This window comes from Streptomyces hilarionis, assembly GCF_024539675.1.
Taxonomy (GTDB): Bacteria; Actinomycetota; Actinomycetes; order Streptomycetales; family Streptomycetaceae; genus Streptomyces; species Streptomyces hilarionis.
Window position 1 is genome coordinate 1 of the sequence record NZ_JAHHIT010000145.1, and the last position, 23,099, is coordinate 23,099.

At 71.0% G+C, this 23,099-nt stretch carries 22 protein-coding genes and 1 pseudogene; 9 read left to right on the forward strand and 14 right to left on the reverse strand.

Features of this window, described 5'->3' with window-relative positions:
• From KMS84_RS29565 to KMS84_RS29595, 7 genes and pseudogenes are all read right to left on the reverse strand, one after another.
• Window positions 1-460 (reverse strand): annotated as a pseudogene (locus KMS84_RS29565) (type VI secretion protein); the annotation flags it as partial.
• Window positions 461-477: 17 nt separating this feature from the next.
• On the reverse strand, window positions 478-1,908 hold the full coding sequence (locus KMS84_RS29570; RefSeq protein WP_256919541.1) for an ATP-binding protein: 1,431 nt from the start codon (window positions 1,906-1,908) through the stop codon (window positions 478-480).
• A 9-nt stretch (window positions 1,909-1,917) separates the two neighbouring features.
• A complete protein-coding gene (locus tag KMS84_RS29575) occupies window positions 1,918-3,477 on the reverse strand; it encodes an SCO6880 family protein (protein WP_256919542.1) in 1,560 nt (519 codons plus the stop codon).
• Complete coding sequence (locus tag KMS84_RS29580; protein ID WP_256919543.1) at window positions 3,474-4,814, reverse strand: hypothetical protein; 1,341 nt, start codon at window positions 4,812-4,814, stop codon at window positions 3,474-3,476. The genes KMS84_RS29575 and KMS84_RS29580 overlap by 4 nt, the downstream gene beginning before the upstream one ends.
• Window positions 4,804-5,655 (reverse strand): hypothetical protein, encoded by an 852-nt coding sequence (locus tag KMS84_RS29585; protein WP_256919544.1) that lies wholly within the window; start codon window positions 5,653-5,655, stop codon window positions 4,804-4,806. Before KMS84_RS29585 ends, KMS84_RS29580 begins: the two co-directional genes overlap by 11 nt.
• 201 nt (window positions 5,656-5,856) lie before the next feature.
• Window positions 5,857-6,165, reverse strand: coding sequence for a DUF8827 family protein (locus tag KMS84_RS29590; RefSeq protein ID WP_190151986.1), 309 nt, complete (start codon window positions 6,163-6,165; stop codon window positions 5,857-5,859).
• A 415-nt stretch (window positions 6,166-6,580) separates the two neighbouring features.
• Window positions 6,581-7,930, reverse strand: coding sequence for a S53 family peptidase (locus tag KMS84_RS29595; protein WP_256919545.1), 1,350 nt, complete (start codon window positions 7,928-7,930; stop codon window positions 6,581-6,583).
• A gap of 534 nt (window positions 7,931-8,464) precedes the next feature.
• On the opposite strand from KMS84_RS29595, the gene KMS84_RS29600 reads away from it, so the two are divergent.
• Together KMS84_RS29600 and KMS84_RS29605 are read left to right on the forward strand one after the other, a co-directional pair.
• Entirely contained in the window at window positions 8,465-9,697 is a 1,233-nt protein-coding gene (locus KMS84_RS29600) for a phospholipase D-like domain-containing protein (RefSeq protein ID WP_256919546.1), read from the forward strand.
• Window positions 9,698-9,849: 152 nt separating this feature from the next.
• Window positions 9,850-10,020 carry a hydrophobic protein gene (locus KMS84_RS29605; RefSeq protein WP_069770632.1) on the forward strand — a complete coding sequence of 57 codons (171 nt, stop codon included), beginning with the start codon at window positions 9,850-9,852 and terminating at the stop codon, window positions 10,018-10,020.
• A 64-nt stretch (window positions 10,021-10,084) separates the two neighbouring features.
• Here the strand turns inward: KMS84_RS29605 and KMS84_RS29610 are convergent, their stop codons facing one another.
• Window positions 10,085-10,339, reverse strand: a complete 255-nt coding sequence (locus tag KMS84_RS29610) for a DUF397 domain-containing protein (RefSeq protein ID WP_256919547.1) — start codon at window positions 10,337-10,339, stop codon at window positions 10,085-10,087.
• A gap of 310 nt (window positions 10,340-10,649) precedes the next feature.
• Here KMS84_RS29610 and KMS84_RS29615 point away from each other — a divergent pair, with 310 nt between their 5' ends.
• The 3 genes from KMS84_RS29615 to KMS84_RS29625 all read left to right on the forward strand — a co-directional run bounded on the left by KMS84_RS29615 (window position 10,650) and on the right by KMS84_RS29625 (window position 13,389).
• The gene (locus KMS84_RS29615; protein ID WP_256919548.1) at window positions 10,650-11,396 is read left to right on the forward strand and encodes a trypsin-like peptidase domain-containing protein; all 747 of its coding nucleotides are present in this window, start codon (window positions 10,650-10,652) and stop codon (window positions 11,394-11,396) included.
• Window positions 11,397-11,502: 106 nt separating this feature from the next.
• Window positions 11,503-12,510, forward strand: coding sequence for a C40 family peptidase (locus KMS84_RS29620; RefSeq protein WP_256919549.1), 1,008 nt, complete (start codon window positions 11,503-11,505; stop codon window positions 12,508-12,510).
• Window positions 12,511-12,678: 168 nt separating this feature from the next.
• Window positions 12,679-13,389 carry a phosphatase PAP2 family protein gene (locus KMS84_RS29625; RefSeq protein WP_256919550.1) on the forward strand — a complete coding sequence of 237 codons (711 nt, stop codon included), beginning with the start codon at window positions 12,679-12,681 and terminating at the stop codon, window positions 13,387-13,389.
• Between the two features lie 225 nt (window positions 13,390-13,614).
• On the opposite strand, the gene KMS84_RS29630 is transcribed toward KMS84_RS29625, so the two are convergent.
• Together KMS84_RS29630 and KMS84_RS29635 are read right to left on the reverse strand one after the other, a co-directional pair.
• A complete protein-coding gene (locus KMS84_RS29630) occupies window positions 13,615-15,186 on the reverse strand; it encodes an FAD-binding oxidoreductase (protein WP_256919551.1) in 1,572 nt (523 codons plus the stop codon).
• A gap of 98 nt (window positions 15,187-15,284) precedes the next feature.
• The gene (locus KMS84_RS29635) at window positions 15,285-15,455 is read right to left on the reverse strand and encodes a hypothetical protein (RefSeq protein WP_256919552.1); all 171 of its coding nucleotides are present in this window, start codon (window positions 15,453-15,455) and stop codon (window positions 15,285-15,287) included.
• A 143-nt stretch (window positions 15,456-15,598) separates the two neighbouring features.
• On the opposite strand from KMS84_RS29635, the gene KMS84_RS29640 reads away from it, so the two are divergent.
• Window positions 15,599-16,579 carry an SCO4651 family lipoprotein gene (locus tag KMS84_RS29640; protein WP_256919553.1) on the forward strand — a complete coding sequence of 327 codons (981 nt, stop codon included), beginning with the start codon at window positions 15,599-15,601 and terminating at the stop codon, window positions 16,577-16,579.
• Between the two features lie 224 nt (window positions 16,580-16,803).
• Window positions 16,804-17,028 carry a hypothetical protein gene (locus KMS84_RS29645; protein ID WP_256919554.1) on the forward strand — a complete coding sequence of 75 codons (225 nt, stop codon included), beginning with the start codon at window positions 16,804-16,806 and terminating at the stop codon, window positions 17,026-17,028.
• Here KMS84_RS29645 and KMS84_RS29650 read toward each other — a convergent pair.
• A complete protein-coding gene (locus tag KMS84_RS29650; protein ID WP_285894126.1) occupies window positions 17,014-17,415 on the reverse strand; it encodes a metal-sensitive transcriptional regulator in 402 nt (133 codons plus the stop codon). The two genes, KMS84_RS29645 and KMS84_RS29650, sit on opposite strands and share 15 nt — an antisense overlap.
• A 215-nt stretch (window positions 17,416-17,630) precedes the next feature.
• Here KMS84_RS29650 and KMS84_RS29655 point away from each other — a divergent pair, with 215 nt between their 5' ends.
• Together KMS84_RS29655 and KMS84_RS29660 are read left to right on the forward strand one after the other, a co-directional pair.
• On the forward strand, window positions 17,631-18,251 hold the full coding sequence (locus tag KMS84_RS29655) for a DUF47 domain-containing protein (protein WP_069770624.1): 621 nt from the start codon (window positions 17,631-17,633) through the stop codon (window positions 18,249-18,251).
• 7 nt (window positions 18,252-18,258) lie between these two features.
• Complete coding sequence (locus KMS84_RS29660) at window positions 18,259-19,257, forward strand: inorganic phosphate transporter (protein WP_256919555.1); 999 nt, start codon at window positions 18,259-18,261, stop codon at window positions 19,255-19,257.
• Window positions 19,258-20,230: 973 nt separating this feature from the next.
• On the opposite strand, the gene pstB is transcribed toward KMS84_RS29660, so the two are convergent.
• From pstB to pstC, 3 genes are all read right to left on the reverse strand, one after another.
• Entirely contained in the window at window positions 20,231-21,007 is a 777-nt protein-coding gene (gene pstB / locus KMS84_RS29665; protein WP_190151957.1) for a phosphate ABC transporter ATP-binding protein PstB, read from the reverse strand.
• Between the two features lie 48 nt (window positions 21,008-21,055).
• The gene (gene pstA, locus KMS84_RS29670) at window positions 21,056-22,120 is read right to left on the reverse strand and encodes a phosphate ABC transporter permease PstA (protein WP_256919556.1); all 1,065 of its coding nucleotides are present in this window, start codon (window positions 22,118-22,120) and stop codon (window positions 21,056-21,058) included.
• Window positions 22,117-23,099, reverse strand: a 983-nt coding sequence (gene pstC / locus KMS84_RS29675) for a phosphate ABC transporter permease subunit PstC (RefSeq protein ID WP_256919557.1), incomplete at its 5' end; no start/stop codon positions are given. The genes pstA and pstC, both read right to left, overlap by 4 nt.

Genomic DNA, 23,099 nt, shown 5'->3' on the forward strand with positions numbered 1-23,099 from the left:
GGACGCGCTGGGTGGGGACCTCGTGGTGGGGCGGCGGGGCCGGTTCCCGGTCCGTGGGCGCGGTCCTGGCGCGGCTCCTGGCCCGGACGGCCTTCCAACGGGCGAACGTCCCTATCGCGAACACCGTCACGATGAAGAGGATCATCAGTTCGCCGATGAACAGGCCCCAGAACAGGCCGTAGCCCGACAGGTCCGAGGCTGTGGCCTCCGGCCAGGCGCCGGGGACGTCGTGGGGCTGCGCGACGAGGTGGCGCATGGCCTGCGGGGTGTGGGTGAACGTGACGCCCGCGGGCCAGGAGCCGTGCGCGAACAGGGCGGCCAGACCGGTCGCCGTCCAGACCAGCAGCGTCATGCCGAGCAGGAAGGCGAGTATGCCGACCAGGAGGCCGTCGGGGACGCCTCCCTGGCCGGCGGGGACGCCTCCCTGGCCGGCGGGGCGGTGCTCGTCTCCCGGTCTCATGGCCATCCCCGCCCCGCCTACGCCACCGTCGACTCGGACGAGCCGTCCAAGTCGGCCAGGTGCTGTTCCATGAAGGCCGCCGCCCGGCGTTCCTGTTCCAGTTCGGCGGCGAGCAGGGCGTCGTCGTCGGACATGGTGCGGTCGGCGGAGGACTCCGTCATCGCGCGGTCGGTGAAGACGAGCGGGCGTTCCGTCTCGGTGACCAGGTGTTTGACCACCTGGACATTGCCGTTGACGTCCCACACCGCGATGCCGGGGGTCAGGCTCGGGATGATCTCCACCGCCCACCTCGGCAGGCCGAGCACGCGGCCCGTCGCTCTCGCCTCGTCCGCCTTCTGGGCGTAGATCGTGCGGGTCGAGGCCATCTTCAGGATGGCGGCCGCCTCCTTCGCGGCCGCGCCGTCCACCACGTCGGAGAGGTGGTGGACGACCGCCACGAAGGACAGGCCGAGCCGGCGGCCGAACTTCAGCAGGCGCTGGAAGAGCTGGGCGACGAACGGGCTGTTGATGATGTGCCAGGCCTCTTCCACGAGGAAGATGCGCTTGATCCGGTCGGGGCGGATCCAGGTGTGCTCCAGCCAGACCCCGACGATCGCCATCAGGATCGGCATGGCGATCGAGTTGCGGTCGATGTGGGACAGGTCGAACACGATGAGCGGCGCGTCGAGGTCGATGCCGACGGTCGTCGGGCCGTCGAACATGCCGCGCAGGTCGCCGTCGACCAGGCGGTCCAGGACCAGCGCCACGTCCAGGCCCCAGGCCCGCACGTCGTCTATGGCGACGTTCATCGCCTCCGCCGACTCGGGCTCGGGGTGGCGCAGCTGCTCGACGATGTCGGTGAGCACCGGCTGGCGTTCCACGATCGTCTCGTTGACGTAGGCGTGGGCGACCTTGAGCGCGAAGCCCGAGCGCTCGTCGAGGCCGTGGCCCATCGCCACCTCGATGATCGTGCGCAGCAGTGCGAGCTGGCCCGTCGTCGTGATCGACGGGTCCAGGGGGTTGAGGCGGATGCCGTGGTCGAGGGCGGCCGTCGGGTCCAGGCGGATGGGAGTTATCCCCAGCGCCTGCGCGATGAGGTTCCATTCGCCGACGCCGTCCTCGCCCTGGGCGTCCAGGACGACGACCTGGCGGTCGCGGAAGCGGAGCTGGCGCAGGACGTAGGTCTTCTCCAGGGCCGACTTGCCGTTGCCGGACTCGCCGAGGACGAGCCAGTGGGGCGCGGGCAGCTGCTGGCCGTACAGCTGGAAGGGGTCGTAGATGTAGCCCTTCCCGGAGTAGACCTCGCGGCCGATGATGACGCCGGAGTCGCCGAGGCCGGGGGCGGCCGTGGGGAGGTAGACCGCCTGGGCCTGGCCGGTGGAGGTGCGGACCGGAAGGCGGGTCGTCTCCACCTTGCCGAACAGGAAGGACGTGAAGGCGTCGGTGAGGACGGACATCGGGTCCCGCATGTGCAGCCCCTACCTTCGGATTCCGGTGGCGAACGGGAGGGTGTTGACGAACGCGCGGTGGTGCTCGCGGTCGCACCACTCCAGCTTCAGGTACGACTTGCCGGCGGACGCCCTTATCGTCCGCTTGTCGCGGGCCAGTGCCTCGGGGCTGCGGGAGGAGACGGTGATGTAGCCGACCAGGTTCACCCCGGCGGCGCCGGACGCCAGGTCCTCGCCGCGCTGGTCGAGGCGGGAGTGGGCGGCCACGTCGCGGGGGTCGACGGTGCGGTTCATCTTGGCGGCGCGGCTCGCCTCCGCCTCGTCGTTCGTCTTCTCCGTCAGCATGCGCTCGATCGCGACCTCGGTGGGTTCGAGGTCCATGGTGACGGCGACCGTGCGGATGACGTCCGGGGTGTGGACCAGGAGCGGGGCCAGGAAGTTGACGCCCACCGGGGTCATCGGCCACTCCTTCACCCAGGCCGTGGCGTGGCACCAGGGGGCGCGGGTGGTCGACTCGCGGGTCTTCGCCTGGAGGTACGTCGGTTCCATGGCGTCCAGCTCGGCCGGCCAGGCGTTGCGCTTGGTCATCGCCTGGATGTGGTCGATCGGGTGGTCCGGGTCGTACATGGAGTGCACGAGGGAGGACAGCCGGCCCTGGCCCAGGGGCTGGCGGACGCGGATGTCCGCCTCCTGGAGGCGGGAGCAGATGTCGGTGAGCTCGCGGGCCATGACGACGGCGAGGCCGGCGTCGCGGTCGAGCCTGCGGCCGGCCTGCGGGCGGGCGGCGCGGGCCATGGCGTGGGCCTCCGCGGACAGCTCGCGGGTGAAGTGCATGCAGGCCACGAGGTAGGCGCGGTGCTGCTCGCTGCTGGTGGAGACCATGGACTGCAACTGGTCGTAGGAGCGGGCCAGCCAGTCGGGGGACCGCTCGTCGCCCCGCACGGCGACGTCCTTGGCGTGGGCGTCCGGGTCGGCGGGCAGGGTGCGGGCGAGGATCTGCAGGCGGGTGACGAAGCCGTCGCCGTTGGCCACGTGCTTGAGGAGGGTGCCGAAGCGGTCGACGAGGGCTTCCTGGTCCTCGCTGTCGCGCAGGCCGACGCCCGGGCCCTCGATCTCGATCGCGGCCGTCACCGTGCGGCGGTCGGCGTGCAGGAGGACGGCGATCTCGTCCGGGCCGAAGGGCGCGGCCAGCCAGCTGATGCGGCCGATGCCGGGAGGCGGCCCGACCTCGATCTCCTGGCCGTCGAGCCGGGTGCCGGCCTCGACGGCGGACGAGCGGTAGGCGGTGCCCCGGCGCAGGGTGCGCTTGTAACTGCGGTTGATCTCGAACCACTTGTAGAACGTGCGGTGCTTGTACGGCACGTAGACGGCGGCCACGGCGAGCATGGGGAAGCCGCTCAGCAGGACGATGCGCAGGGCGAGGACGGGGACGAGGAGGCCGGACATCATGCCGAGGAACGCGCCGAGGACGATGAGCGCGATCTCGCCGGACTCGCGGTTGCGGCCGACGATCGCGTTGGGCCTGGCGCGTCCGATCAGATATGTACGGCGGGGCGTGACCGCGTGGGACACGTGGGAATCGGTCGTCAACGCCCTTCACCTCCCGTGCGGTTGGTACTGCTGTTGCGGGTGTTGCCTGCGTGCGGGGTGTTGATCGGGTTGCCGGCGCGGGGCGCGGGCGCGGCGGAGGGGACGGATCCGCCGCCTGCGTTCGAGGCGCGCGAGCTGTGTGCGGCCACCCCGCCGCCGACGGGGTTGGAGGGACGGGCGCCGGAGGAACCCGACTGGCCGCCGCCGTTGTTGTCCGCACGGGTGCTGTGGGTCTTGATGCCCTGGGCGACGAGGGTCGCCGGGGAGCTGATGACGGCCGCGGCCTTGCCCTCGGCCCCCTGCATGATGCGGTTGTTGCGGCCGCTTGCGATCTCGTCGCCGAAGCCGGGGACGAAGCGGTAGATCATCGCGCTGGCGAAGATGGCGAGCAGGATGATGGCGAGGCCGGAGACGACGGCGGAGAAGGCGTTCGGGCCGTCGCCGGCGGACAGCGCCCCGGCCAGTCCGAGGACGATCACGATCACCGGTTTGACCAGGATGACGGCGATCATGATCCCGGCCCAGCGGCGGACGTGGCTCCACAGGTTCTTGTCGACGAGCCCCGCGTAGACGACGGTGCCGAGCAGGGCGCCCACGTAGAGCAGCGCGGCCCGGATGACGAGCTCCAGCCAGAGCACTCCGGCGGCCAGGATCGACACCAGGGACACCACGATCAGCATGATCGGGCCGCCGCCGATGTTCTCGCCCTTGGCGAGGGCGGCGGAGAAGGTGCCGAAGAAGGTGTCGGTCTGGTTGCCGGTGGTCTTGGCGAGGACGTCGGTGATGCCGTCCGTGGCGGAGACGACGCTGTAGAGGATCAGGGGCGTGAAGGCCGAGGCCAGGACGGTCAGCCAGAGGAAGCCGACGGCTTCGCCGATGGCGGTGGTGAGGGGCGCCCCGCGCACCGCCCGCTTGGCGACGGCCAGCAGCCACAGCAGGAGCGTCAGGACGGTCGAGGCCGCGAAGACGACGGCGTACTGCTGGAGGAACTTCTCGTTGGTGAAGTCCACGTTCGCCGTGTCCTTCACGGCGGCGCTGAGCTTGTCGACGGTCCAGGAGGCGGCGTCGGCACAGCCCTTGGCGAGCGAGGAGAGGGGGTCGAGGGTGTCGGAGACGCCGGGGTTGGTGGTGGAGGAGGGGTTCTCGCCCTTCTCGCAGTAGTCCCTGGCGGGGCCTCGGATGAGTTCGCTGCACGCGCTGCTGCTGGGGGACGTCGAGGGAGACGGGGACGGGCTCGGGGTCGGCACGGCGGCGGCACGGGTGGCCAGCAGCACGGCCGTGGCCTGGACGGCGGCCAGGGCGGCCGTCACCTTGAGTGAGAGGTGCTTAGCGCGCATAGGTGAACCCTCCGAACTCCTCGACGGCCTTCGTCATGTCGTCGGCGGTGGAGGCCTTCTGGTCGCGCCCGACCGGCACGGGACCGTCCTTCTGCTGGAAGTCGGTGACCTTCCAGTCGTTGTCCGTCCAGGCGAGCTGGTAGGTCGTGGTGAACCAGCTCTCGGCGACGGGATTGGTCGAGGCCGCGCCCGAGAGACCGAAGAGCGAGGTGTACCAGACCTCTACGGTGGCGGCGCTCGCGGTGGAGGCGACGACCTTGGTGCCCACGGGGATGACCCGGGAGACGAAGGTCTGGCCGTCCGGTGCGGTGCCGTCCTTGTCGAGCCCGATGTTGCCCAGGAACGTCTCGTTCGCGTACGCCTTGTCCAGGGCGGACTGTCTGACGGCGGCGACTCGGGGTGCGTACACGGCGTCGACGATCCGGTGGCGTTGTGCCGTGACGAACATGTCGGCCGAGCCGAGTGCCACGGCGTAGTTGGCCGCTGCGCTCTGCGCGCCCTGCGCGTCGTGGGCGTAGCCCACCGGGATGCCGCCGCTCGTGGCCCGCACCGGCTTCGTGCCGGTTGCCGTCGTGCTGGTCGCGGCCGGCTTGTCGGCTTCGGCTTCGCCGGCCGACGGCGAAGCGGAATCGCTTCCTCCACGGTTCGCGAAGGCGATCGCCGCGATCAGCACGACGACGACGCCGACCACCGTCACCAGACTGCGCGACGACGAGCGGCCGCCCTTGCGGGCACCGCCGTAAGGGTCGTTCTCGGGCAGGCGCAGCCGGGTGCCGCCGTAGCCGCGGCCCTCCTCGGTGCGCGCGGATTCGCCGTAGTCGTGTTCGTCGCCGGGAGTCATGCCGCGTACGCCCCCTCGTTGCCGTACCCGAACGCGTGGTAGTACGACGGTAGCCGTGCTGGTTCCCGCGCGGGCGCGGTGTGGTGACTCGACATCAGGGACATCAGGGAAACGCAACCTCAGCCGGTGGGCACGACAGGTGGGTGGGGGTGGCGGGCCGGGCGCGCCCGGACGGGACGGGGGTGTTGCGCAGAGGCGCGATTAGACGGCCATGCCGTACACGATCGTGAACAGCGTCCCGAGGGAGCCGATGATGAAGACGCCGGTGAGGCCGGCGATGATGAGGCCCTTGCCCTGTTCCGCACTGAAGGTGTCCCGCAGGGCAGTCGCGCCGATGCGTTGCTTGGCCGCGCCCCAGATGGCGATGCCGAGGCAGAGGAGGATGGCGACCGCCATCACGACCTCGATCAACACCTTGGCCTCGTTGCCCAGGCTGCCGAAGGGCCCCCAGTCCGGAGCGATCCCGCCGATGATGGTGTTGATGTCGCCTTTGTCGGCCGCGAACAGCATGTAAGTCACCGCCCCTGGTGGGTAGTTCCGCCGTTCCTCTGCCGGTGTGCAGAGGTCACGTCTCATTCTCGCCGACAAAGTCGCCGTCGTATGTCGACTTGACGCCATTGACGGATCGGATTCGTACGATTGGCTCGTATGGTCACTCTGTGTATCACGGCAGGTAACGCCGGGCAATGAGGCCGGTGCGGAACCTGTGGTGTGGTTCCGTCGTTGGCCCACTTCAGGGCCCTGTGCCGTTTCTGACGGCCGGTCGGGTGAGCGTACGTTTCGATGTTCTCATGACGAACATCTCACGGTCCGCACAGAAGAAGGGCGAACGGGCCATGGCTGGCGCCGCGGTCCGTCCGCCCTTCGCCGCGCGTGGCCCCCACGGCCCACTGCGGCTGCTCTGTGTGGTGCAGATGACGCCGGATCAGCCGGTGAAGGCGGCCGTCCCCTCGGGGGTGCCGAGGCCGGTGGGTCCGTCGTACCCGGACCTCGCGGTGCACAGGTAGGCGGCGCCGGAGGAGCAGGAGCCGTTGCTGCCGCTGGTGACGTCGTTCAGCGCCGAGGCGCCGGCCGCGTAGGGGTAGGCGGCCGGGTAGTCGCTGGTGCCGGGGGCGCCGGCGAGGGCGTAGACCGCGGCGATGACGGGCGCCGAGGCGCTGGTGCCGCCGAAGGTGTACCAGCCGGCGGTGACGCCGTAGGAGTCGTAGACCGAGACGCCGGTCGCCGGGTCGGCCACGGCCGAGACGTCGGAGATCGTGCGCTTGGCGCAGCCGGTGTCGGTCTGCCAGGTGGGCTTGGCGTCGTAGGCGGAGCAGCCGGAGCCGGTGCCCTCGGTGGAGCTGGTGTTCCACACCTTCTCGGTCCAGCCGCGGCTGGTGGAGGACCTGGACAGGGCGGTGCCGCCCACGGACGTCACGTACTTGGAGGCGGCCGGGTATTCGGCGCCGTAGCCCTCGTCGCCCGCGCTGACGGTGATGGCGACGCCGGGGTGCTTGAAGTACGAGGTGTCGTAGGACGTGTCCGAGGACGACTCGGAGCCGCCGTAGCTGTTGGAGACGAACTTCGCGCCCAGTGCGACGGCCTCGTTCACGGCCTTGCCGAGGTTGGCCATGGACGACGACGTGGCCTCGACGAGCAGGATCTTGCAGTTGGGGCAGACCGCGGAGGCCATGTCCAGGTCGAGGGACTCCTCCTCGGCCCAGCCGCTGTCGGCGGTGGGCAGCGAGGTGGTGGAGCCGCTCTGGCTCACCTTCTTGAAGCAGCCGCTCGCGACCGTGCAGGCCGGAAGGCCGTAGTACGAGCGGTACGCGGCGAGGTCGGCGGCGGCGTTCGGGTCGTCGTAGGCGTCGACGACGGCGATCGTCTCGCCGGAGCCGCCGGCCGAGGCCGCGTCGGTCAGGCCGTAGGCGTCCTGGAGGTCGGAGGGGCCGTAGCCGGTGGGGCTCGCGGCGGCGGCCTTCGGGGTGACCTGGGCCGCCTTGCCGGTCTGCGCCGCGCGTTGCTTCTGGAAGGCGGTGGTGCCGCCGGTGACGCGGAACGAGTTGCAGGTCAGGTCGCCCCGGTGCTTGGGGGTGGCGCACGGGGTGGGCGCCCAGGTGACCTTGGCCGCGGTGGTCGCGGCGGCGGTGGCTCCGGCGGTGACGGCGGGAGCCGCGCTCGCGTGGGCCGCGTTGCCGAGTCCGGCGAGCACGAGGGCGGCGACACCGAGGGCCGAGGCGCCCATGCGGCGCCATCTGCCCGATATGGCGGAGGAGTTGGGGGTGGTGGTACGCAACGGACACGCTCCTGGAAGTGGGGTGGCAGGGGCAGTGCGGGTGGGGGTGTGCGGTGTGGTGCTTGCCGTCGGTGCGTGATCCCCGAAGGCGGGCGGCGGCCCGCGGACGACTGTTCCTTTGTTGAGTACGCGACAACAAGGTGGGCGACGGAATCCTGACTTCCGCCTTACTGAAGGGGGTTGGGGGATTGCTGATCAATGGCGGGCGGATGGCCCGCGGATGGCCGGAACTTGACCTCGCCCGGCTCGGGGGCGCGCTCCGGACGGGCGTCGCGAGGCGGGGTGACCGCGCCCGGGGCGGGCCCAGCTCGGAAGGGAGGGGCGTCCCGGCGGCCGGGGCGGCCGGGGCGGCCGGATCGCGGCCGCGCGTGCTCCGGGCCGACCGGCTCGGGGGGTGTGCGCCCGCGGTCGCGTGTGCTCGGGGTCGCGCCGTGGTGGCGAGGTGAAGGCGGAGTAAAGTCTGCTCGCCGCGTCCCGTGCCGGACCGGGCCCCGCGGCTGCCCCTGTCCCCTCCGAGTGCCGGCCGGTGAACTCATGACCAGTACGCAGGACCGGACCGAGCCGGCCACCCCCGGCGCCGACGGCGACGCCCTCGCGCCGGTGACGGACTTCTCCGAGCGCGCCTCGCGCATACGCCGCCGCCTGGAGCGGCTGATCGGCATCGCGGCCACCGAGGGCAACGCGCTCACCGCGCTGCGCAACGGGGACGAGATCTTCCCGGCGATGCTCGCGGCCATCCGGTCCGCCGAGCACACCGTGGACATGATGACGTTCGTCTACTGGCGGGGAGAGATCGCCCGCGACTTCGCGCGGGCGCTGGCCGACCGGGCCGGGGCGGGCGTGCGGGTGCGGCTGCTGCTGGACGGGTTCGGCAGCCGGCTGATCGAGAAGGAACTGCTGGAGGAGATGGAGCGGGCCGGTGTGCAGGTGGCCTGGTTCCGCAGACCCCTGACCCTGTCACCGCTCAAGCAGAACCACCGCTGCCACCGCAAGGTCCTCGTGGTGGACGAGCAGACGGCCTTCACCGGCGGGGTCGGCATCGCCGAGGAGTGGTGCGGCGACGCGCGCAACGAGAAGGAGTGGCGCGACACGCACGTCGAGGTCCGCGGGCCGGCCGTGGACGGTGTCGCGGCCGCCTTCGCGCAGAACTGGGCCGAATGCCACGACGAGCTCTTCGACGACAAGGACCGGTTCGTGTCGCACCGGCCCCAGGGCGACGCGGTGGTGCAGGTGGTGCGCGGCTCGGCCAGCTTCGGCTGGCAGGACATGCAGACCCTGATCCGGGTGATGCTGGAGTCCGCGGAGGAGCGTTTCCGGCTGGCCACCGCCTACTTCTCGCCGGACGCCTACTTCATCGAGCTCCTGTGCGCGACCGCCCGTCGGGGGGTGGAGGTGGAGATCCTGCTGCCCGGCCCCCACACCGACAAGCGGGTCTGCCAGCTGGCCGGCCAGCACTACTACGAGGACCTCACCGCCTGCGGCGTGAAGATCTACCAGTACCAGCCGACGATGATGCACGCCAAGGTCATCACCGTCGACGGCGTGGCCGCGCTGGTGGGCTCGACCAACTTCAACCGCCGGTCCCTCGACCACGACGAGGAGATCATGCTGGCCGTGCTGGACCAGGAGTTCACGGCCACCCTCGACGGCCACTTCGACGACGACGTGCGGGCCTCGGAGCTGATCCGGGAGGGGCGCTGGAAGCGGCGCTCCCTCGTGCAGCGGGCCCGGGAGACCGCCGTCCTGCCGATCCGGCGCTTCCTCTGAGGGCTCCCCGGACGAGGTCGGCGCCCAAGTCGGCCGTCCCCACCGTCCGCTGAAGGAAGGCGTATTACCCGGAATCCCGCATACATGCGTCGAAGATTCGTGTGCGTGAAGGGGATTTCGTGGGGCACCTGACTTTGCGGAGGTTGATAATCATGGTTCCCCTGCTTCTTGTTCTGCTTCTCGCTCTGGTTCTGTTCGGCGCCGGCTTCGCTCTGAAGGCGCTGTGGTGGATCGCCGTCATCGTCCTGGCGGTCTGGCTGGTGGGCTTCGTGGTCCGGCCCGCCGGTCACGGCGGCCGCAAGGGCCGCTGGTACCGCTGGTAAAAGGAAATCCGGTGAGAAGGGCCCCCTCGACGAGCGTCCAGGGGGCCCTTCCGATCTCCGGCGCTCATTCGCCCGGTTCGTTTTCCAGCACGCCTTCCACGAAATGATCGAATTCGCCGGCCTGCACGCCGAGGACGAATGCGTCCCACTTACGGCGGTTCGTGGTGACGACGGTCTGCGGGGCGCTGGTCTCCCTGAGGTAGACGGGAGCCTCGCCGTCCTCGCCGTCGCCGAAGGCGATCTCGATCCAGGGGCCGGGTCCGGTCGCGTCCGGGGGAGCGGCCCGGGTCCACACGAGGTCGGGGGGGATGTCGGTCACGGCGGGCGTCCTTGAGAGGAGGGTGGGCTTCTTCCTTACCCGGAGTACATCAGGGAGGTCCCCGACGGGCCGCGCCGGATTCACTCCAACGGCCTAACGACCGACCGGTCCGACCGGGGCGTGCGGGGTGTCCGCGCTCTCCGTGGCCGTGCCGCCCACCCCTGCCCGCCGCCCGTGCCGACCCCGCCCGCCGCCCTCGCCGACCCTCGCACGCACGTCCGGGATCGGGAAGATTGTGCGGGCCGAGTGCGGGTAGCGTCGAAAGTGTCAACTGACGTTTCTCTCACCTTCGTGGGACACAGTGAACCCGATGAAGCGAAACGCCCTGCTCGGTGCGGTCATCATGCTGGCCGTCACCTCCGCCTCCGAGGCGGCCGCCGACGGCGGGCCCGGCCCCCTGGGGGTGACGGCCGTCGCCGTGGCGACGCCGCAGACCGCCCGGGTCGGCGCGCTGTTCGACGCCGAGGACGCCGCCGACGGCAGGCTCGTCGGCGAGCACTTCTGCACCGCTTCCGTCGTGCGCAGCCCGCACCACAACCTGATCGCCACGGCGGCGCACTGCCTCGAAGGCGACGGGGAGTTCGTCTTCGTCCCCGGGTACCGCAAGGGACAGGCCCCCTACGGGATGTGGAAGGTCGACCGCGTCTTCCTGCCCGACGGGTGGGAGAAGAACCGCGACGAGGACAGCGACGTGGCGTTCGCCGCCCTCGACGAGCTGAAGGCCCGGGGTGTCGAGGACGTCGTCGGCGCCAACCGGTTCGCCACCGGCACCACCACCGGGGCCACCCCCGTGACCGTCACCGGCTACCCGCACGAGGACGAGGACCCGGTCCGCTGCACGAACCGGCCCACCCTGCACAACCCGGCCCAGCAGCGCATCGCCTGCCCCGGCCTCACCGGCGGCACGAGCGGCAGCCCCTGGGTGAACGGCGACGGCCAGATCGTGGGCGTCCTGGGCGGTCACGAACAGGGCGGATCCACGGCCGACGTGTCCTACAGCGTCGTCCTTGGCGCGGAGGCCGCCGAGCTGTACCGCGACGCCACCGCCGACCCGTAGGGGCGCCGGGCGTCGGACGCCCGCTTTCCGCCGTGCTGCGATCACCCCGTGACCACGGGGCCGCCTCTACACTGTCCGGGGCGGACTCCCGGGCGGCGAGGGGCGGTTGACGGTGCGTAGGACCTGGATCGTGGTGACCGCTGTCGTCAGCGCCGGAGCCGCCTTCATGATGGCGCTCGTCGTCGGGGTCTACGTCATCGGCGGGAACCTCGCCAACGAGGTGAGCGGAGCGACCAGGCAACTGGCGAAGGGCGCCGTGCCCGCCCTCTACCAGCCGCTCGTGGCGAAGTGGGGCAACCTCTGCCCCGCCCTCAACCCCGCCCTGCTGGCCGCCCAGCTCTACCAGGAGAGCGGGTTTAACCCGAGGGCGCAGAGCGGCGCGGCCGCGCAGGGCATCGCGCAGTTCATCCCGGGCACCTGGGCCACGCACGGCGTCGACGGCGACGGGGACGGCGACCGCGACGTCTGGGACCCGAATGACGCGATTCCGTCGGCCGCTTCGTACGACTGCCAGCTCGCGTCGTACGTGAAGACCGTCCCCGGGAACAGCACGCACAACATGCTCGCGGCGTACAACGCGGGGCCGGACGCGGTCATCAGGTACGGCGGAGTCCCGCCGTACTCCGAGACCCGGAACTACGTGAAGACGATCACGACGCTGGAGGAGTCCTTCGCCGCGCCGGTGACCCGGGTGGACCCCTCGAAGCAGGCCGCCGGGGCCATCTACTTCGCCCAGAAGAAGCTCGGGACGCCCTACCTGTGGGGCGGCAACGGCACCGCCGACCAGGGCGGACGGTTCGACTGCTCCGGTCTGACCAAGGCCGCCTACGAGAGCGTCGGGATCACCCTCCCCCGGGTGGCCAACGACCAGTACAACGCCGGACCGCACCCCAAGCGCAGCGAGTTGCTCCCCGGGGACCTGGTGTTCTTCTCCACCGACCTCGGCAACTCGCGGGCCATCCACCACGTGGGGATCTACGTCGGCGGGGGATACATGATCGACGCGCCGTACACGGGCGCCGTGATCCGGTTCGACCCGATCGACACGTCCGAGTACTTCGGGGCCACCCGGGTCACCGAAGATGGCGCGAAAGCGCTCCCGACGACGGTCTGAACCGGGCGTTCGACCCGCCTCTGAGCTGCGGCGATCTGTCTCTCTTCGATAACGTCTGAGTGATCATTCAGTGGAGAGTGGAACGTATCAACCGGGGCCGTGCGTTCCTGTTGGAGCGGGCGCATGTGAGGCGCGCCGAGCGGAACACGACGAAGGGGCCGCAGCACCATGGCTGGACTCGCCGAATCCGGGTCGAACCCCGACGTCGACCTCCTCTACGACATCAACGGACTGGCCAAGGACGCGCCGCACTGGCTCGACCGGGTGGTCGAGTTCGTGGGCGAGTACGGGCTGCTCCTCGCCATGGTGCTACTGATCGTGTGGTGCTGGTGGGGTGTGCGGCGCCGGCCCGGCGGGGCCGAGGAGGCCGCGTCCTCCGTGGCCGCCCTGGTGTGGGCGCCGCTCGCCGCCGGCCTGGCCGTCCTGGTGAACGTGCCCATACGCGGGTTCGTCGAGCGGCCGCGGCCCTTCCGGGACCACCAGGGGCTGGAGGTGCTCGTCTCCGGCAAGACCGACTACTCCTTCGTGAGCGACCACGCCACCCTCACCATGGCCATGGCCGTCGGACTGTTCGTCGCCAACCGGAAGTTCGGGCTCGTCGGGATAGGGATCGCCCTGCTCGAGGGGTTCTGCCGGGTGTACATGGGCGTGCACTACCCGACCGACGTGGTGGGCGGGTTCGCCCTCGGGACCGCGGTGACCCTGCTGCTGTCTCCCATCGCCTCGATGATGCTCACCCCCGTGCTGAAGGCCGTCGACCGGTCGCCGCGCGCGGGCGGGCTCGTGCGCGGCCGCGCCGCCCGGGCCGCGGAGCGGGAGGCCCTGCCGACCGGCGCGCGCCCCGAACTCGCCGCCGAGGAACGGGACCTCGCGGCCTAGGGCCTGTCGTTCGGAGCATGTCGGCGTCGTGGGGTCCGGCACGCGCAGTCCCTTTCGGCCGGCCTGATCCGAACGAAAGACCCTGGCGGTCCGCCTCCCCGGCACGTGAGGCGACGACGGCCCTCGCGACGCGCGAGGGCCGTCGGCCGGATCGACGGTGTGGACGTGCGGGGGCCGGAGGCCGCGCGCCGGGCTCGGCGTGCCGCGCAGAGGGCCCGGGGGGTGTCAGAGGGCCTGGGGGTAGGTGAAGAAGCCGTTGGGGTCGTACTGCCTCTTCAGCTGGGTCAGGCGGGGGAGCGCCGCGCCGTAGTAGGCCTTGCGCCAGTTCGTCAGCGTGGGGTCCGCGTAGTTCTGGTAGGCGGCGCCCGACGCGTATGGCGCCATCGCCTTGTGGGCCGTGTTCAGCCAGGACTGCGCCGCCGCCCCCGTCGTGCCCGCCCGCCATGAGGCGATGTACTGCGCCAGCATGCGCGAGCGGCGGTGGACGAACGCGGTGGCCGTGGGGGAGACCCGGTTCACGGCGCCGCCCAGGGCCGTCAGCGCGATGCTGCCCGAGCCACCCTGCACCGACCTGATCTGCTTCAGCAGGGCCTGGATGCCCGCCGCGGACAGCGAGACGTCGAAGAAGTCGGAGCGGGCCGCGTACGTCTCGCGCACGAGCCTGCCCTGCGCGGAACGGCCCGGCGTGGAACCCGGCAGATGGCACTGGGCGTCGGAGGAGAAGGAGGAGCAGCCGGCGTAGGCCTCCATCGCCTGCTCGTACGTGCGGCGGCGCAGGGAGACGCTCGCCGCGGGCGCCCCCACCCGGTCCGCGAGCCGGTCCACCGCGTTCTGGAGCTGGCCGTAGGTGCCGATGCAGAACGCGGCGACCGAGATGGTGGGCGTGCCGCCCGGCGAGTTCGCCACGTGCAGGGAGGACCAGATCTCGTCGGGCTGGGACGGACCCCACTCCTGCCAGGCCTTGACCACCGCGGCCGCCCTCGACCAGGGCCAGGTGAGATAGCCCGTGACGGCCTGGGGCGCCGCATGGGTCTTGAACTGCAACTCCGTGACGACGCCGAAGTTGCCGTTGCCGGCTCCGCGCAGGGCCCAGAACAGGTCCTTGTTGGTCGTCGCGTCGGCGGTGAGCTGCTTGCCGTCGGCCGTGATGATCGTCGCCCGGGTGAGACTGTCGCAGGTCAGGCCGTAGGCGCGGGACACCACTCCGTGGCCGCCGCCCAGCACCAGTCCGGAGACGCCGACCGTGGGGCAGGAGCCCGCCGGGATCGTGACGCCCTTGGCGGCCAGCGCCCGGTAGACGTCGATCAGCTTGGCGCCCGCGCCGACCACGGCCGTGCCGCCGCTCGCCCGGACCCGGTTCAGCCGGGAGACGTCGACGATCAGCCGGCCGTCGCCCGAGGACCAACCGCCGTAGGAGTGGCCGCCGTTGCGGATCGCGACCTTGGTGTGGTGGGCGCGGGCGTACGCCATGACGGTACGGATGTCCTCGGCGTGGGCGACGTAGGCCACGGCCGCCGGCTTGAGGCTGTCGAAGCGGGTGTTGTAGAGCTGACGGGCGGCGGTCCAGGACGCGTCGCCGGGACGGACCAGGGTGCCGTCGAGGTCGCGGGCCAGCCCCGTCCAGCCGGCCGCCGCGGAGACGCTGGTCGTCGTCAGCGCCGATCCCTTGCCGTCCCCGGAGCCGGTGCTCCGCGGGGACGCGGTGGAGGCGCTCGCGCTGCCGCCGGTCGCCTTGCACGCGGTCGCCGCCGCCGCGACGGCGGCCGTGCCGCCCACGATGAACCTTCGCCGTTCCATGTCCCTGCGCCTTCCCTCGCCCGTCGGCTTCACCGAGCGAGACGGCGCTGGGGGGAGCACGGGTTCCGCACGGCGCCGGCGGTGACGGAACGGTGACGTCAGCCCCGGACGTGGGCCTCCCCGTCCGATCTCGCCAGGCTCCTCGCCCGGCGGGCCGGACCGCGCCAGCCGCAGGTGCAGCGGGCCAGGCAGAACCGGCCCTGCTCGACGGTCGTGGTGCTGTGCTCCCCGGCGGGGCGGGAAGGGGCCGAGCCGTCCTGCTGCGTCACAAGAACAACGGTACCCACTTTCGGCGAAGGACCCGCACGGCGGTCGCACGCCTTCGCCGTTGCGTGACGGCGGGCCCACGCCGGTCGTTAGCCGGTACGGCAGCAGGCCCGTGAGGGACTTACCGGCTGGGGGTAGACAGGCCATGACGGAGCGCCAGCGCAGGCAGAGGGGCGCCGCGGTCCTCTCGGGGATCGTGGCCGGGGTGTGCGTATGCGCCGCCGGGTGCTCCGGCACGGGGCGCGCCGCCGAGGACGGCCCGGTGGGCGACCCCGTCGAGATCCTGCACCGGGCCGCCGACGCGCTCGTCGAGGCGGGCACGTCGAAGGCCCGTACGTCGATGGAGATGGCCACCGGCGGGACGCGGGTGACCATCCGGGGGCAGGGGGTGTACGACTACCGCCGGCAGCTCGGGGAGCTGAAGGTGATGCTGCCGCAGGATCCGGCCGGGACCAGCGAACACCGGCCGATCACCGAACTCCTCGCACCCGGGGCCCTGTTCATGAAGAACCGGGGTGCGGGGGTGCCGGCCGACAAATGGGTGCGGGTGGAGACGGCCACGCTGTCGGACGGGAACCTGGTGACCGGCGGGGCCACCGATCCGTTCGCCGCCGCCGAGGTGTTGCGGGGGACGCGGACGGCGACGTACGTGGGGAGGACCGAGGTGGCCGGGACGCAGGTGCGGCACTATCGCGGCACCGCCGACCTGACGGCCGCCGCCCGGGACGCCTCGGCGGGCGGACGGGACGCGCTGCGGGCGGCGGCCAGGGGGTTCGCCACGGCCCACGTGCCGTTCGACGCGTATCTGGACGACGAGGGGCGCATCCGCAAGGTGCGGCACCGGTTCGCCTTCGTCAACGGCCGGGGGGCGGACGACGGCCGGGGGACTGACGAGGGCCGGGACGGCCGGGCCGGACGGGACGCGCAGGCCGGGCACGGTGGCCGGGCAGGGGCGGGCGCAGCGGGTGGGCAGGGCGGAGAGGGCGGCCAGGGCGGCCAGGGTGCGCGGCACGGGGAGGCCGTCGCGGTCGCCTCGACGACGCTGCTGTACGACTTCGGCGCGCCCGTGAACGTACGGCTGCCGGCGGCGCGCGACATCTACGCGGGCCGGATCGCGGAGGACTGAACGCTCGGGCGAGCGATCGGGGTGGGGCGCGGCGGGGCGCGGCGCGGCGGGTTTCGGCTGCGTCCGGTCCCGGCTGCGCCCGACTTCGGATGCTTCAGGATGTTTCGGATGGCTTCGAGATGATGATTTCGGCCACGCGGCAACAAGGACTAGCCCGTCCGTGCCATGCGCACGGTGTATAGCGCTCCCTACTCTAGGAAGTCGGTGACGGCAGGGACGAGGTGATGCGCGTGGCTCCGGGCGGCGGTACGGCAGTTCAGGACCACGTGGCCCTCGCGGAGATCGAACTGTGCGGGGAGCTGATCATCGCGGCCTCGGCGGCCGGCGGGGAGCGCCTCAGCATGGAGAGCATCGACCTGGTGCTGCGGGTGGGAGAGGAGCCCGACGGGGCCGGCGGCTCGGGCGGGCCGGGCGGCTCGGGCGGGCCGGGCGGCTCAGGTCCGCAGTAGCCGGGCGATCGCCTTCGTCGCCTCCTCCACCTTCGCGTCGATCTCGCCGCCGCCCCGCAGGGCCGCGTCGGCGACGCAGTGGCGCAGGTGCTCCTCCAGCAGTTGCAGGGCGAACGACTGAAGGGCCTTGGTGGACGCCGACACCTGGGTGAGTATGTCGATGCAGTAGGTGTCCTCGTCCACCATGCGTTGCAGGCCGCGGATCTGGCCCTCGATGCGGCGCAGGCGCTTGAGGTGCTCGGCCTTCTGGTCGTGGTAGCCGTGGACCGTCGCGGCGGGGGGATCGGTTTCGGCCATCGCGGCGGGTTCGCCGACGCGGTCCGGCTCCGGGGCGCCGCCCGGCTCGGGGGCGGAGGGGGCTTTCGCGCCGGCCTCGGTGGTCGTCATCGTGTCCTCCAGCGCTCCAGCTCCAGACATATACCCCTACTGGGTATATGCTACCGAACTTTCACGGGGGTGCGGCCGTCGACGGCACTGCGCCGGTCGCCCCCCTGCCGGTCTCCGTGCGCGATGGGCGACACTGGTGGACGGCCCATTAGCCGTGGCCGGATGATGCGCCTAGCATCAGCCTGACCGAAACCGATGCATCTTGAGGACCCCACGTGCGCTTTCGTCTGACCCCCAGGGAGACGAGCTTCTACGACATGTTCGCCGCGTCCGCGGACAACATCGTCACCGGCTCGAAACTCCTGATGGAACTCCTCGGGGCGGACACCTCCGCCCGAGCCGAGATCGCAGAGCGTATGCGGGCCGCGGAACACGCAGGTGACGACGCGACGCACGCGATCTTCCACCAGCTGAACTCCTCGTTCATCACGCCTTTCGACCGCGAGGACATCTACAACCTCGCGTCCTCCCTCGACGACATCATGGACTTCATGGAGGAGGCCGTCGACCTGGTCGTCCTCTACAACGTCGAGGAACTGCCCAAGGGCGTCGAGCAGCAGATCGAGGTGCTGGCACGGGCGGCGGAGCTCACGGCCGAGGCCATGCCCAACCTGCGCACCATGCAGAACCTCACGGAGTACTGGATCGAGGTCAACCGGCTCGAGAACCAGGCCGACCAGATCCACCGCAAGCTGCTCGCGCATCTCTTCAACGGCAAGTACGAGGCCATCGAGGTGCTCAAGCTGAAGCAGATCGTGGATGTGCTGGAGGAGGCCGCCGACGCCTTCGAGCACGTGGCCAACACGGTGGAGACCATCGCGGTCAAGGAGTCCTGAACCTTTCATGGACACCTTTGCTCTGGTCGTGACCATCGGCGTCGCGCTCGGATTCACCTACACCAACGGCTTCCACGACTCGGCGAACGCCATCGCCACGTCCGTGTCCACCCGGGCGCTGACGCCGCGAGCGGCGCTGGCGATGGCGGCCGTGATGAACCTCGCAGGCGCGTTCCTCGGGAGTGGCGTCGCGCACACGGTCAGCAAGGGGCTGATCGAGACGCCCGACGGGTCCAAGGGAATGGGGATCCTGTTCTCGGCCCTGATCGGGGCGATCGTCTGGAACCTCGTCACCTGGTACTTCGGGCTGCCCTCGTCGTCGTCGCACGCGTTGTTCGGCGGGATGGTGGGGGCCGCGCTGGCGGGCGGCACGGAGGTGATCTGGTCCGGCGTGCTGGACAAGGTCGTCATCCCGATGTTCGTCTCGCCGGTCGTCGGACTCATCGTCGGCTATCTGGTGATGACGGCCATCCTGTGGCTGTTCCGGAGGTCCAACCCGCACAAGGCGAAGCGGGGCTTCCGTATAGCGCAGACCGTCTCCGCCGCGGGCATGGCGCTGGGGCACGGTTTGCAGGACGCCCAGAAGACGATGGGCATCGTGGTGATGGCGCTGGTCATCGGCGATGTGCAGGGCGCGGACGATCCGATTCCGGTGTGGGTGAAGATCGCGTGCGCGGTGATGCTGTCGCTGGGGACGTACGCGGGCGGCTGGCGCATCATGCGGACGCTCGGACGGAAGATCATCGAGCTTGATCCGCCGCAGGGGTTCGCCGCGGAGACGACGGGGGCGTCGATCATGTTCACGACGGCGTTCCTGTTCAAGGCGCCCATCTCGACGACGCATGTGATCACCTCGGCGATCATGGGTGTCGGGGCGACCAAGCGGATCAACGCCGTGCGGTGGGGGGTCGCCAAGAACATCGTGCTGGGGTGGTTCATCACCATGCCGGCGGCTGCGGCGGTGGCGGCCTGCGCGTTCTGGGTCGTGAACCTGGCGTTTCTGTAGGGGGCGGATGCTGCCCACCCACCCGCCCGACTCGGTGGGTGAGGAGGCACCGTCGCCCGGGGCTGCGCCCCGATCCCCCGGCGGGGGCTCCGCCCCTTGCGTTCCGGTGGGGCCTGCGCCCCCTGCGCCCCAGTGGGGTCCCTCGCCCCCTGGGGTCCGTTGCCCCCTGCGGGGTCTGCGTCCGCCGTGCTTGTTGCGGCGTCTCCCCACCTGTCTGCCTGACTCGGTGGGTGATGAGCGTCTGTCCTCGGCCAGGGGCTTCGCCCCCGATCTCGGCGGGGGCAGCGCCACCCCCATGACCCCTGCGGTGCTTGCCCACCTACCCGCCCGCGGCTCGGTGGGTGACCGGGGCACCGTCGCCCAGTGCTCCGCCCCGAACCCCCGGCGGGGCTCCGCCCCCTTCGCCCCAGTGGGGCCCGCGCCCCCTGCGGAGTCCCTCGCCCCTTGCGGAGTCCCTCGCCCCTTGCGGGGCCCCTCGCCCCTTGCGGGGTGTGCGTCCGTCGTACCTGCTGCGGGGGCCCGCCCACCTGTCGGCTCGACTCGGTGGCTGATGAGGGGCTGCCCTCGGCCACGGGCTTCGCCCCGATCCCGGCGGGGGCCGCCCCGAACCGGGCGGGCTGCGCCCTGCGGGGACTGCGCCCCCTGCACCCCTATGCGGTGCTTGCTCACCCGCCCGCCCGGCTCGGTGGGTGACCAGCCACCGCCGCCCCCGCCCGGTGCTCGCCCTGATTCCGAGCCGCCGGCTCCGCTCCGATCCCCCGGCGGGGACTCCGCCCCCTGCGTTGGCCCCGCACCTCTGGCGATGGCTTCGTCCCCTGCGTTGGCCCCGCACCCCCCGGCGGGGGCTTTCTGGTCGGCCGTCCCTCTCCCGGAGGGAGTGGCGTGAGCCCGCCCCCCGGGAGTCAGGGGGCGGGCTCTTGCGGCCTCGCGGTGGCACCGCCATGCAGCACCGCGAGGGGTATCGGGGGGTCGGTCAGCCGAAGCGGCCGGAGATGTAGTCCTCCGTGGCCTGGACGGACGGGTTGGAGAAGATGCGCTCCGTGTCGTCGAGCTCGATCAGGCGGCCGGGCTGGCCCACCGCCGCGAGGTTGAAGAACGCCGTGCGGTCCGAGACGCGGGCCGCCTGCTGCATGTTGTGCGTCACGATGACGATCGTGAAGCGTTCCTTCAGCTCGCCGATCAGGTCCTCGATGGCGAGGGTGGAGATCGGGTCGAGGGCCGAGCAGGGCTCGTCCATCAGCAGGACCTTCGGTTCCACCGCGATCGCCCGCGCGATGCACAGACGCTGCTGCTGGCCGCCCGACAGGCCCGAGCCGGGCTTGTTGAGGCGGTCCTTGACCTCGTTCCAGAGGTTCGCGCCCTTGAGGGACTTCTCCACCACGTCGGCGAGCTCGGACTTCTTGTAGCTGCCGTTGAGGCGGAGGCCCGCGGCCACGTTGTCGAAGATCGACATCGTGGGGAACGGGTTCGGGCGCTGGAAGACCATGCCGACCTCGCGGCGCACGGACACCGGGTCCACTCCCGCGCCGTAGAGGTCCTCGTCGTCGAGCAGCACCTTGCCCTCGACGCGGCCGCCGGAGGTCACCTCGTGCATGCGGTTCAGCGTGCGCAGGAACGTGGACTTGCCGCAGCCGGAGGGGCCGATGAACGCCGTCACCGAGCGCGGCTCGACCGTCATCGAGATGTCTTCGATCGCCTTGTGGGATCCGTAGTAGGCGGTCAGTCCGCTTACGTCGATTCGCTTGGCCATGTCTTCTACTTCACTTCCCGATCGTGTGGATCAGTCGCCGTGGCCGCGTCAGCGACCGGTCTTCGGGGCCTTCCAGCGGGCGATGCCGCGAGCCAGCAGGTTGAGGATCATCACGAAGGCGATCAGCGTGAGCGACGCCGCCCAGGCGCGGTCGTAGGCCGCCGTGGAGCCCGCGCTCTGCGCGTACTGCTGGTAGATGTACAGCGGCAGCGACGCCTGCGCGCCCTCGAAGGGGTTCGCGTTGATGAACGGGTTGCCGAAGACCAGGAGCAGGACCGGGGCCGTCTCGCCGGCGATGCGGGCGATCGCCAGCATCACGCCGGTGATGATGCCGCCGATCGAGGTCGGGACCACCACCTTGAGGATGGTGCGCCACTTGGGGACGCCCAGGGCGAGCGACGCCTCGCGCAGCTCGTTCGGGACGAGCTTCAGCATCTCCTCGGTCGAGCGTACGACGACCGGCATCATCAGGATCGCCAGGGCCAGCGAGCCCGCGAAGCCGAAGGGCTGCATGTCCATCATCAGCATCAGGCTGAGGATGAACAGGCCGGCCACGATGGAGGGGATGCCGGTCATGACGTCCACGAAGAACGTGACCGCCCTGGCCAGGTTGCCGCGGCCGTACTCCACGAGGTAGATCGCCGTCAGGATGCCGATCGGGGCGCCGATGGCGGTGGCGAGTCCCACCTGTTCCAGGCTGCCGAGGATCGCGTGGTAGATGCCGCCGCCCGGCTCGCTGTCGGCGACCACGCCCATGGAGTGGGTGAGGAAGTAGACGTCGAGGACCTTCACGCCCCGGGCGATCGTCGTCCACAGGAGCGAGACCAGCGGGACCACGGCCAGCAGGAACGCCACCCAGACCAGGCTCGTCGCGATCCTGTCCTTGGCCTGGCGGCGGCCCTCCACCTTCGCGGCGATGCCGTAGGTGCCGACGACGAAGAGGATGCCGGCGATCAGGCCCCACTGGACCTTGCTGTCCAGGCCGCCGGCGAGGCCGATGACGACCGCGAGGACGAGCGAGCCGGCCGCGATGGCCCAGGGGGACCAGGCCGGCAGGCTGGCGCCGCGGAGCGTGCTGGGGGACTTGTCGGCTACTGCGCTTGCGTGGCTCATGCGTTGGCCCCCGAGTACTCCTTGCGGCGGGCGATGATCAGGCGCGCCGCGCCGTTGACCAGCAGGGTGATGACGAACAGGACCAGACCGGAGGCGATGAGCGCGTCACGGCCGAACTCCGTCGCCTCGTTGAACTTGCTGGCGATGTTCTGGGCGAAGGTGCCGCCGCCGGGGTTGAGGAGGCTGGCGTGGATGTCGAAGTCGGGGGAGAGGACCGTGGCGACGGCCATCGTCTCGCCGAGGGCGCGGCCGAGGCCGAGCATCGAGGCGGAGATCACGCCGGAGCGGCCGAAGGGGAGGACCGACATGCGGATGACCTCCCAGCGGGTGGCGCCCAGCGCCAGGGCCGCCTCCTCGTGCATCTGCGGAACCTGGCGGAAGACCTCGCGGCTGACGTTCGTGATGACCGGCAGGATCATCACGGCGAGCAGGATGCCCACGGTCAGCATCGAGCGCGGTGCGCCCTGGTCCCAGGAGAAGACGCCCGTCCAACCCAGGTAGTCGTTCAGCCAGCCGAACAGGCCGTCCATGTGCGGTACGAGGACCAGAGCGCCCCAGAGGCCGTACACGATGGACGGCACGGCGGCGAGCAGGTCGATGACGTACGACACGGGGCCGCTCAGGCGGCGCGGGGCGTAGTGGGTGATGAACAGGGCGATCGCCACCGCGATCGGGACCGCGATGACCATGGCGATGATCGACGAGACGACCGTGCCGAAGGCCAGCACCGCGATGCCGAACTTCGGCGGCAGGAGGCTGGTGTTCCACTCGAAGGCGGTGAGGAAGTTTGCGTCGTCCTTGCTGATGGCCAGGTAGGCGCGGTAGGTGAGGAAGACCGCGATGGCGGCCATGATCACCAGCAGGAAGATGCCCGAGCCGCGGGACAGGGCGAGGAAGATGCGGTCGCCGGGCCGGGTGGCGCCGCGGGCCGCGCGCTTCTCCTCGGCCGACGGGGGCGGCGGGGGCGTGGGAGGTGGGG

What these genes read in the sequence shown, in the direction of transcription:
- KMS84_RS29570 (WP_256919541.1), bottom strand. Translation starts at nt 1,908, where the DNA reads ATGCGGGACCCGATGTCCGTCCTCACCGACGCCTTCACGTCCTTCCTG.
- KMS84_RS29580 (WP_256919543.1), bottom strand. Translation starts at nt 4,814, where the DNA reads ATGCGCGCTAAGCACCTCTCACTCAAGGTGACGGCCGCCCTGGCCGCC.
- KMS84_RS29585 (WP_256919544.1), bottom strand. Translation starts at nt 5,655, where the DNA reads ATGACTCCCGGCGACGAACACGACTACGGCGAATCCGCGCGCACCGAG.
- KMS84_RS29590 (WP_190151986.1), bottom strand. Translation starts at nt 6,165, where the DNA reads ATGCTGTTCGCGGCCGACAAAGGCGACATCAACACCATCATCGGCGGG.
- KMS84_RS29600 (WP_256919546.1), top strand. Translation starts at nt 8,465, where the DNA reads ATGACCAGTACGCAGGACCGGACCGAGCCGGCCACCCCCGGCGCCGAC.
- KMS84_RS29605 (WP_069770632.1), top strand. Translation starts at nt 9,850, where the DNA reads ATGGTTCCCCTGCTTCTTGTTCTGCTTCTCGCTCTGGTTCTGTTCGGC.
- KMS84_RS29615 (WP_256919548.1), top strand. Translation starts at nt 10,650, where the DNA reads ATGAAGCGAAACGCCCTGCTCGGTGCGGTCATCATGCTGGCCGTCACC.
- KMS84_RS29625 (WP_256919550.1), top strand. Translation starts at nt 12,679, where the DNA reads ATGGCTGGACTCGCCGAATCCGGGTCGAACCCCGACGTCGACCTCCTC.
- KMS84_RS29630 (WP_256919551.1), bottom strand. Translation starts at nt 15,186, where the DNA reads ATGGAACGGCGAAGGTTCATCGTGGGCGGCACGGCCGCCGTCGCGGCG.
- KMS84_RS29640 (WP_256919553.1), top strand. Translation starts at nt 15,599, where the DNA reads ATGACGGAGCGCCAGCGCAGGCAGAGGGGCGCCGCGGTCCTCTCGGGG.
- KMS84_RS29645 (WP_256919554.1), top strand. Translation starts at nt 16,804, where the DNA reads ATGCGCGTGGCTCCGGGCGGCGGTACGGCAGTTCAGGACCACGTGGCC.
- KMS84_RS29650 (WP_285894126.1), bottom strand. Translation starts at nt 17,415, where the DNA reads ATGACGACCACCGAGGCCGGCGCGAAAGCCCCCTCCGCCCCCGAGCCG.
- KMS84_RS29660 (WP_256919555.1), top strand. Translation starts at nt 18,259, where the DNA reads ATGGACACCTTTGCTCTGGTCGTGACCATCGGCGTCGCGCTCGGATTC.
- pstB (WP_190151957.1), bottom strand. Translation starts at nt 21,007, where the DNA reads ATGGCCAAGCGAATCGACGTAAGCGGACTGACCGCCTACTACGGATCC.
- pstA (WP_256919556.1), bottom strand. Translation starts at nt 22,120, where the DNA reads ATGAGCCACGCAAGCGCAGTAGCCGACAAGTCCCCCAGCACGCTCCGC.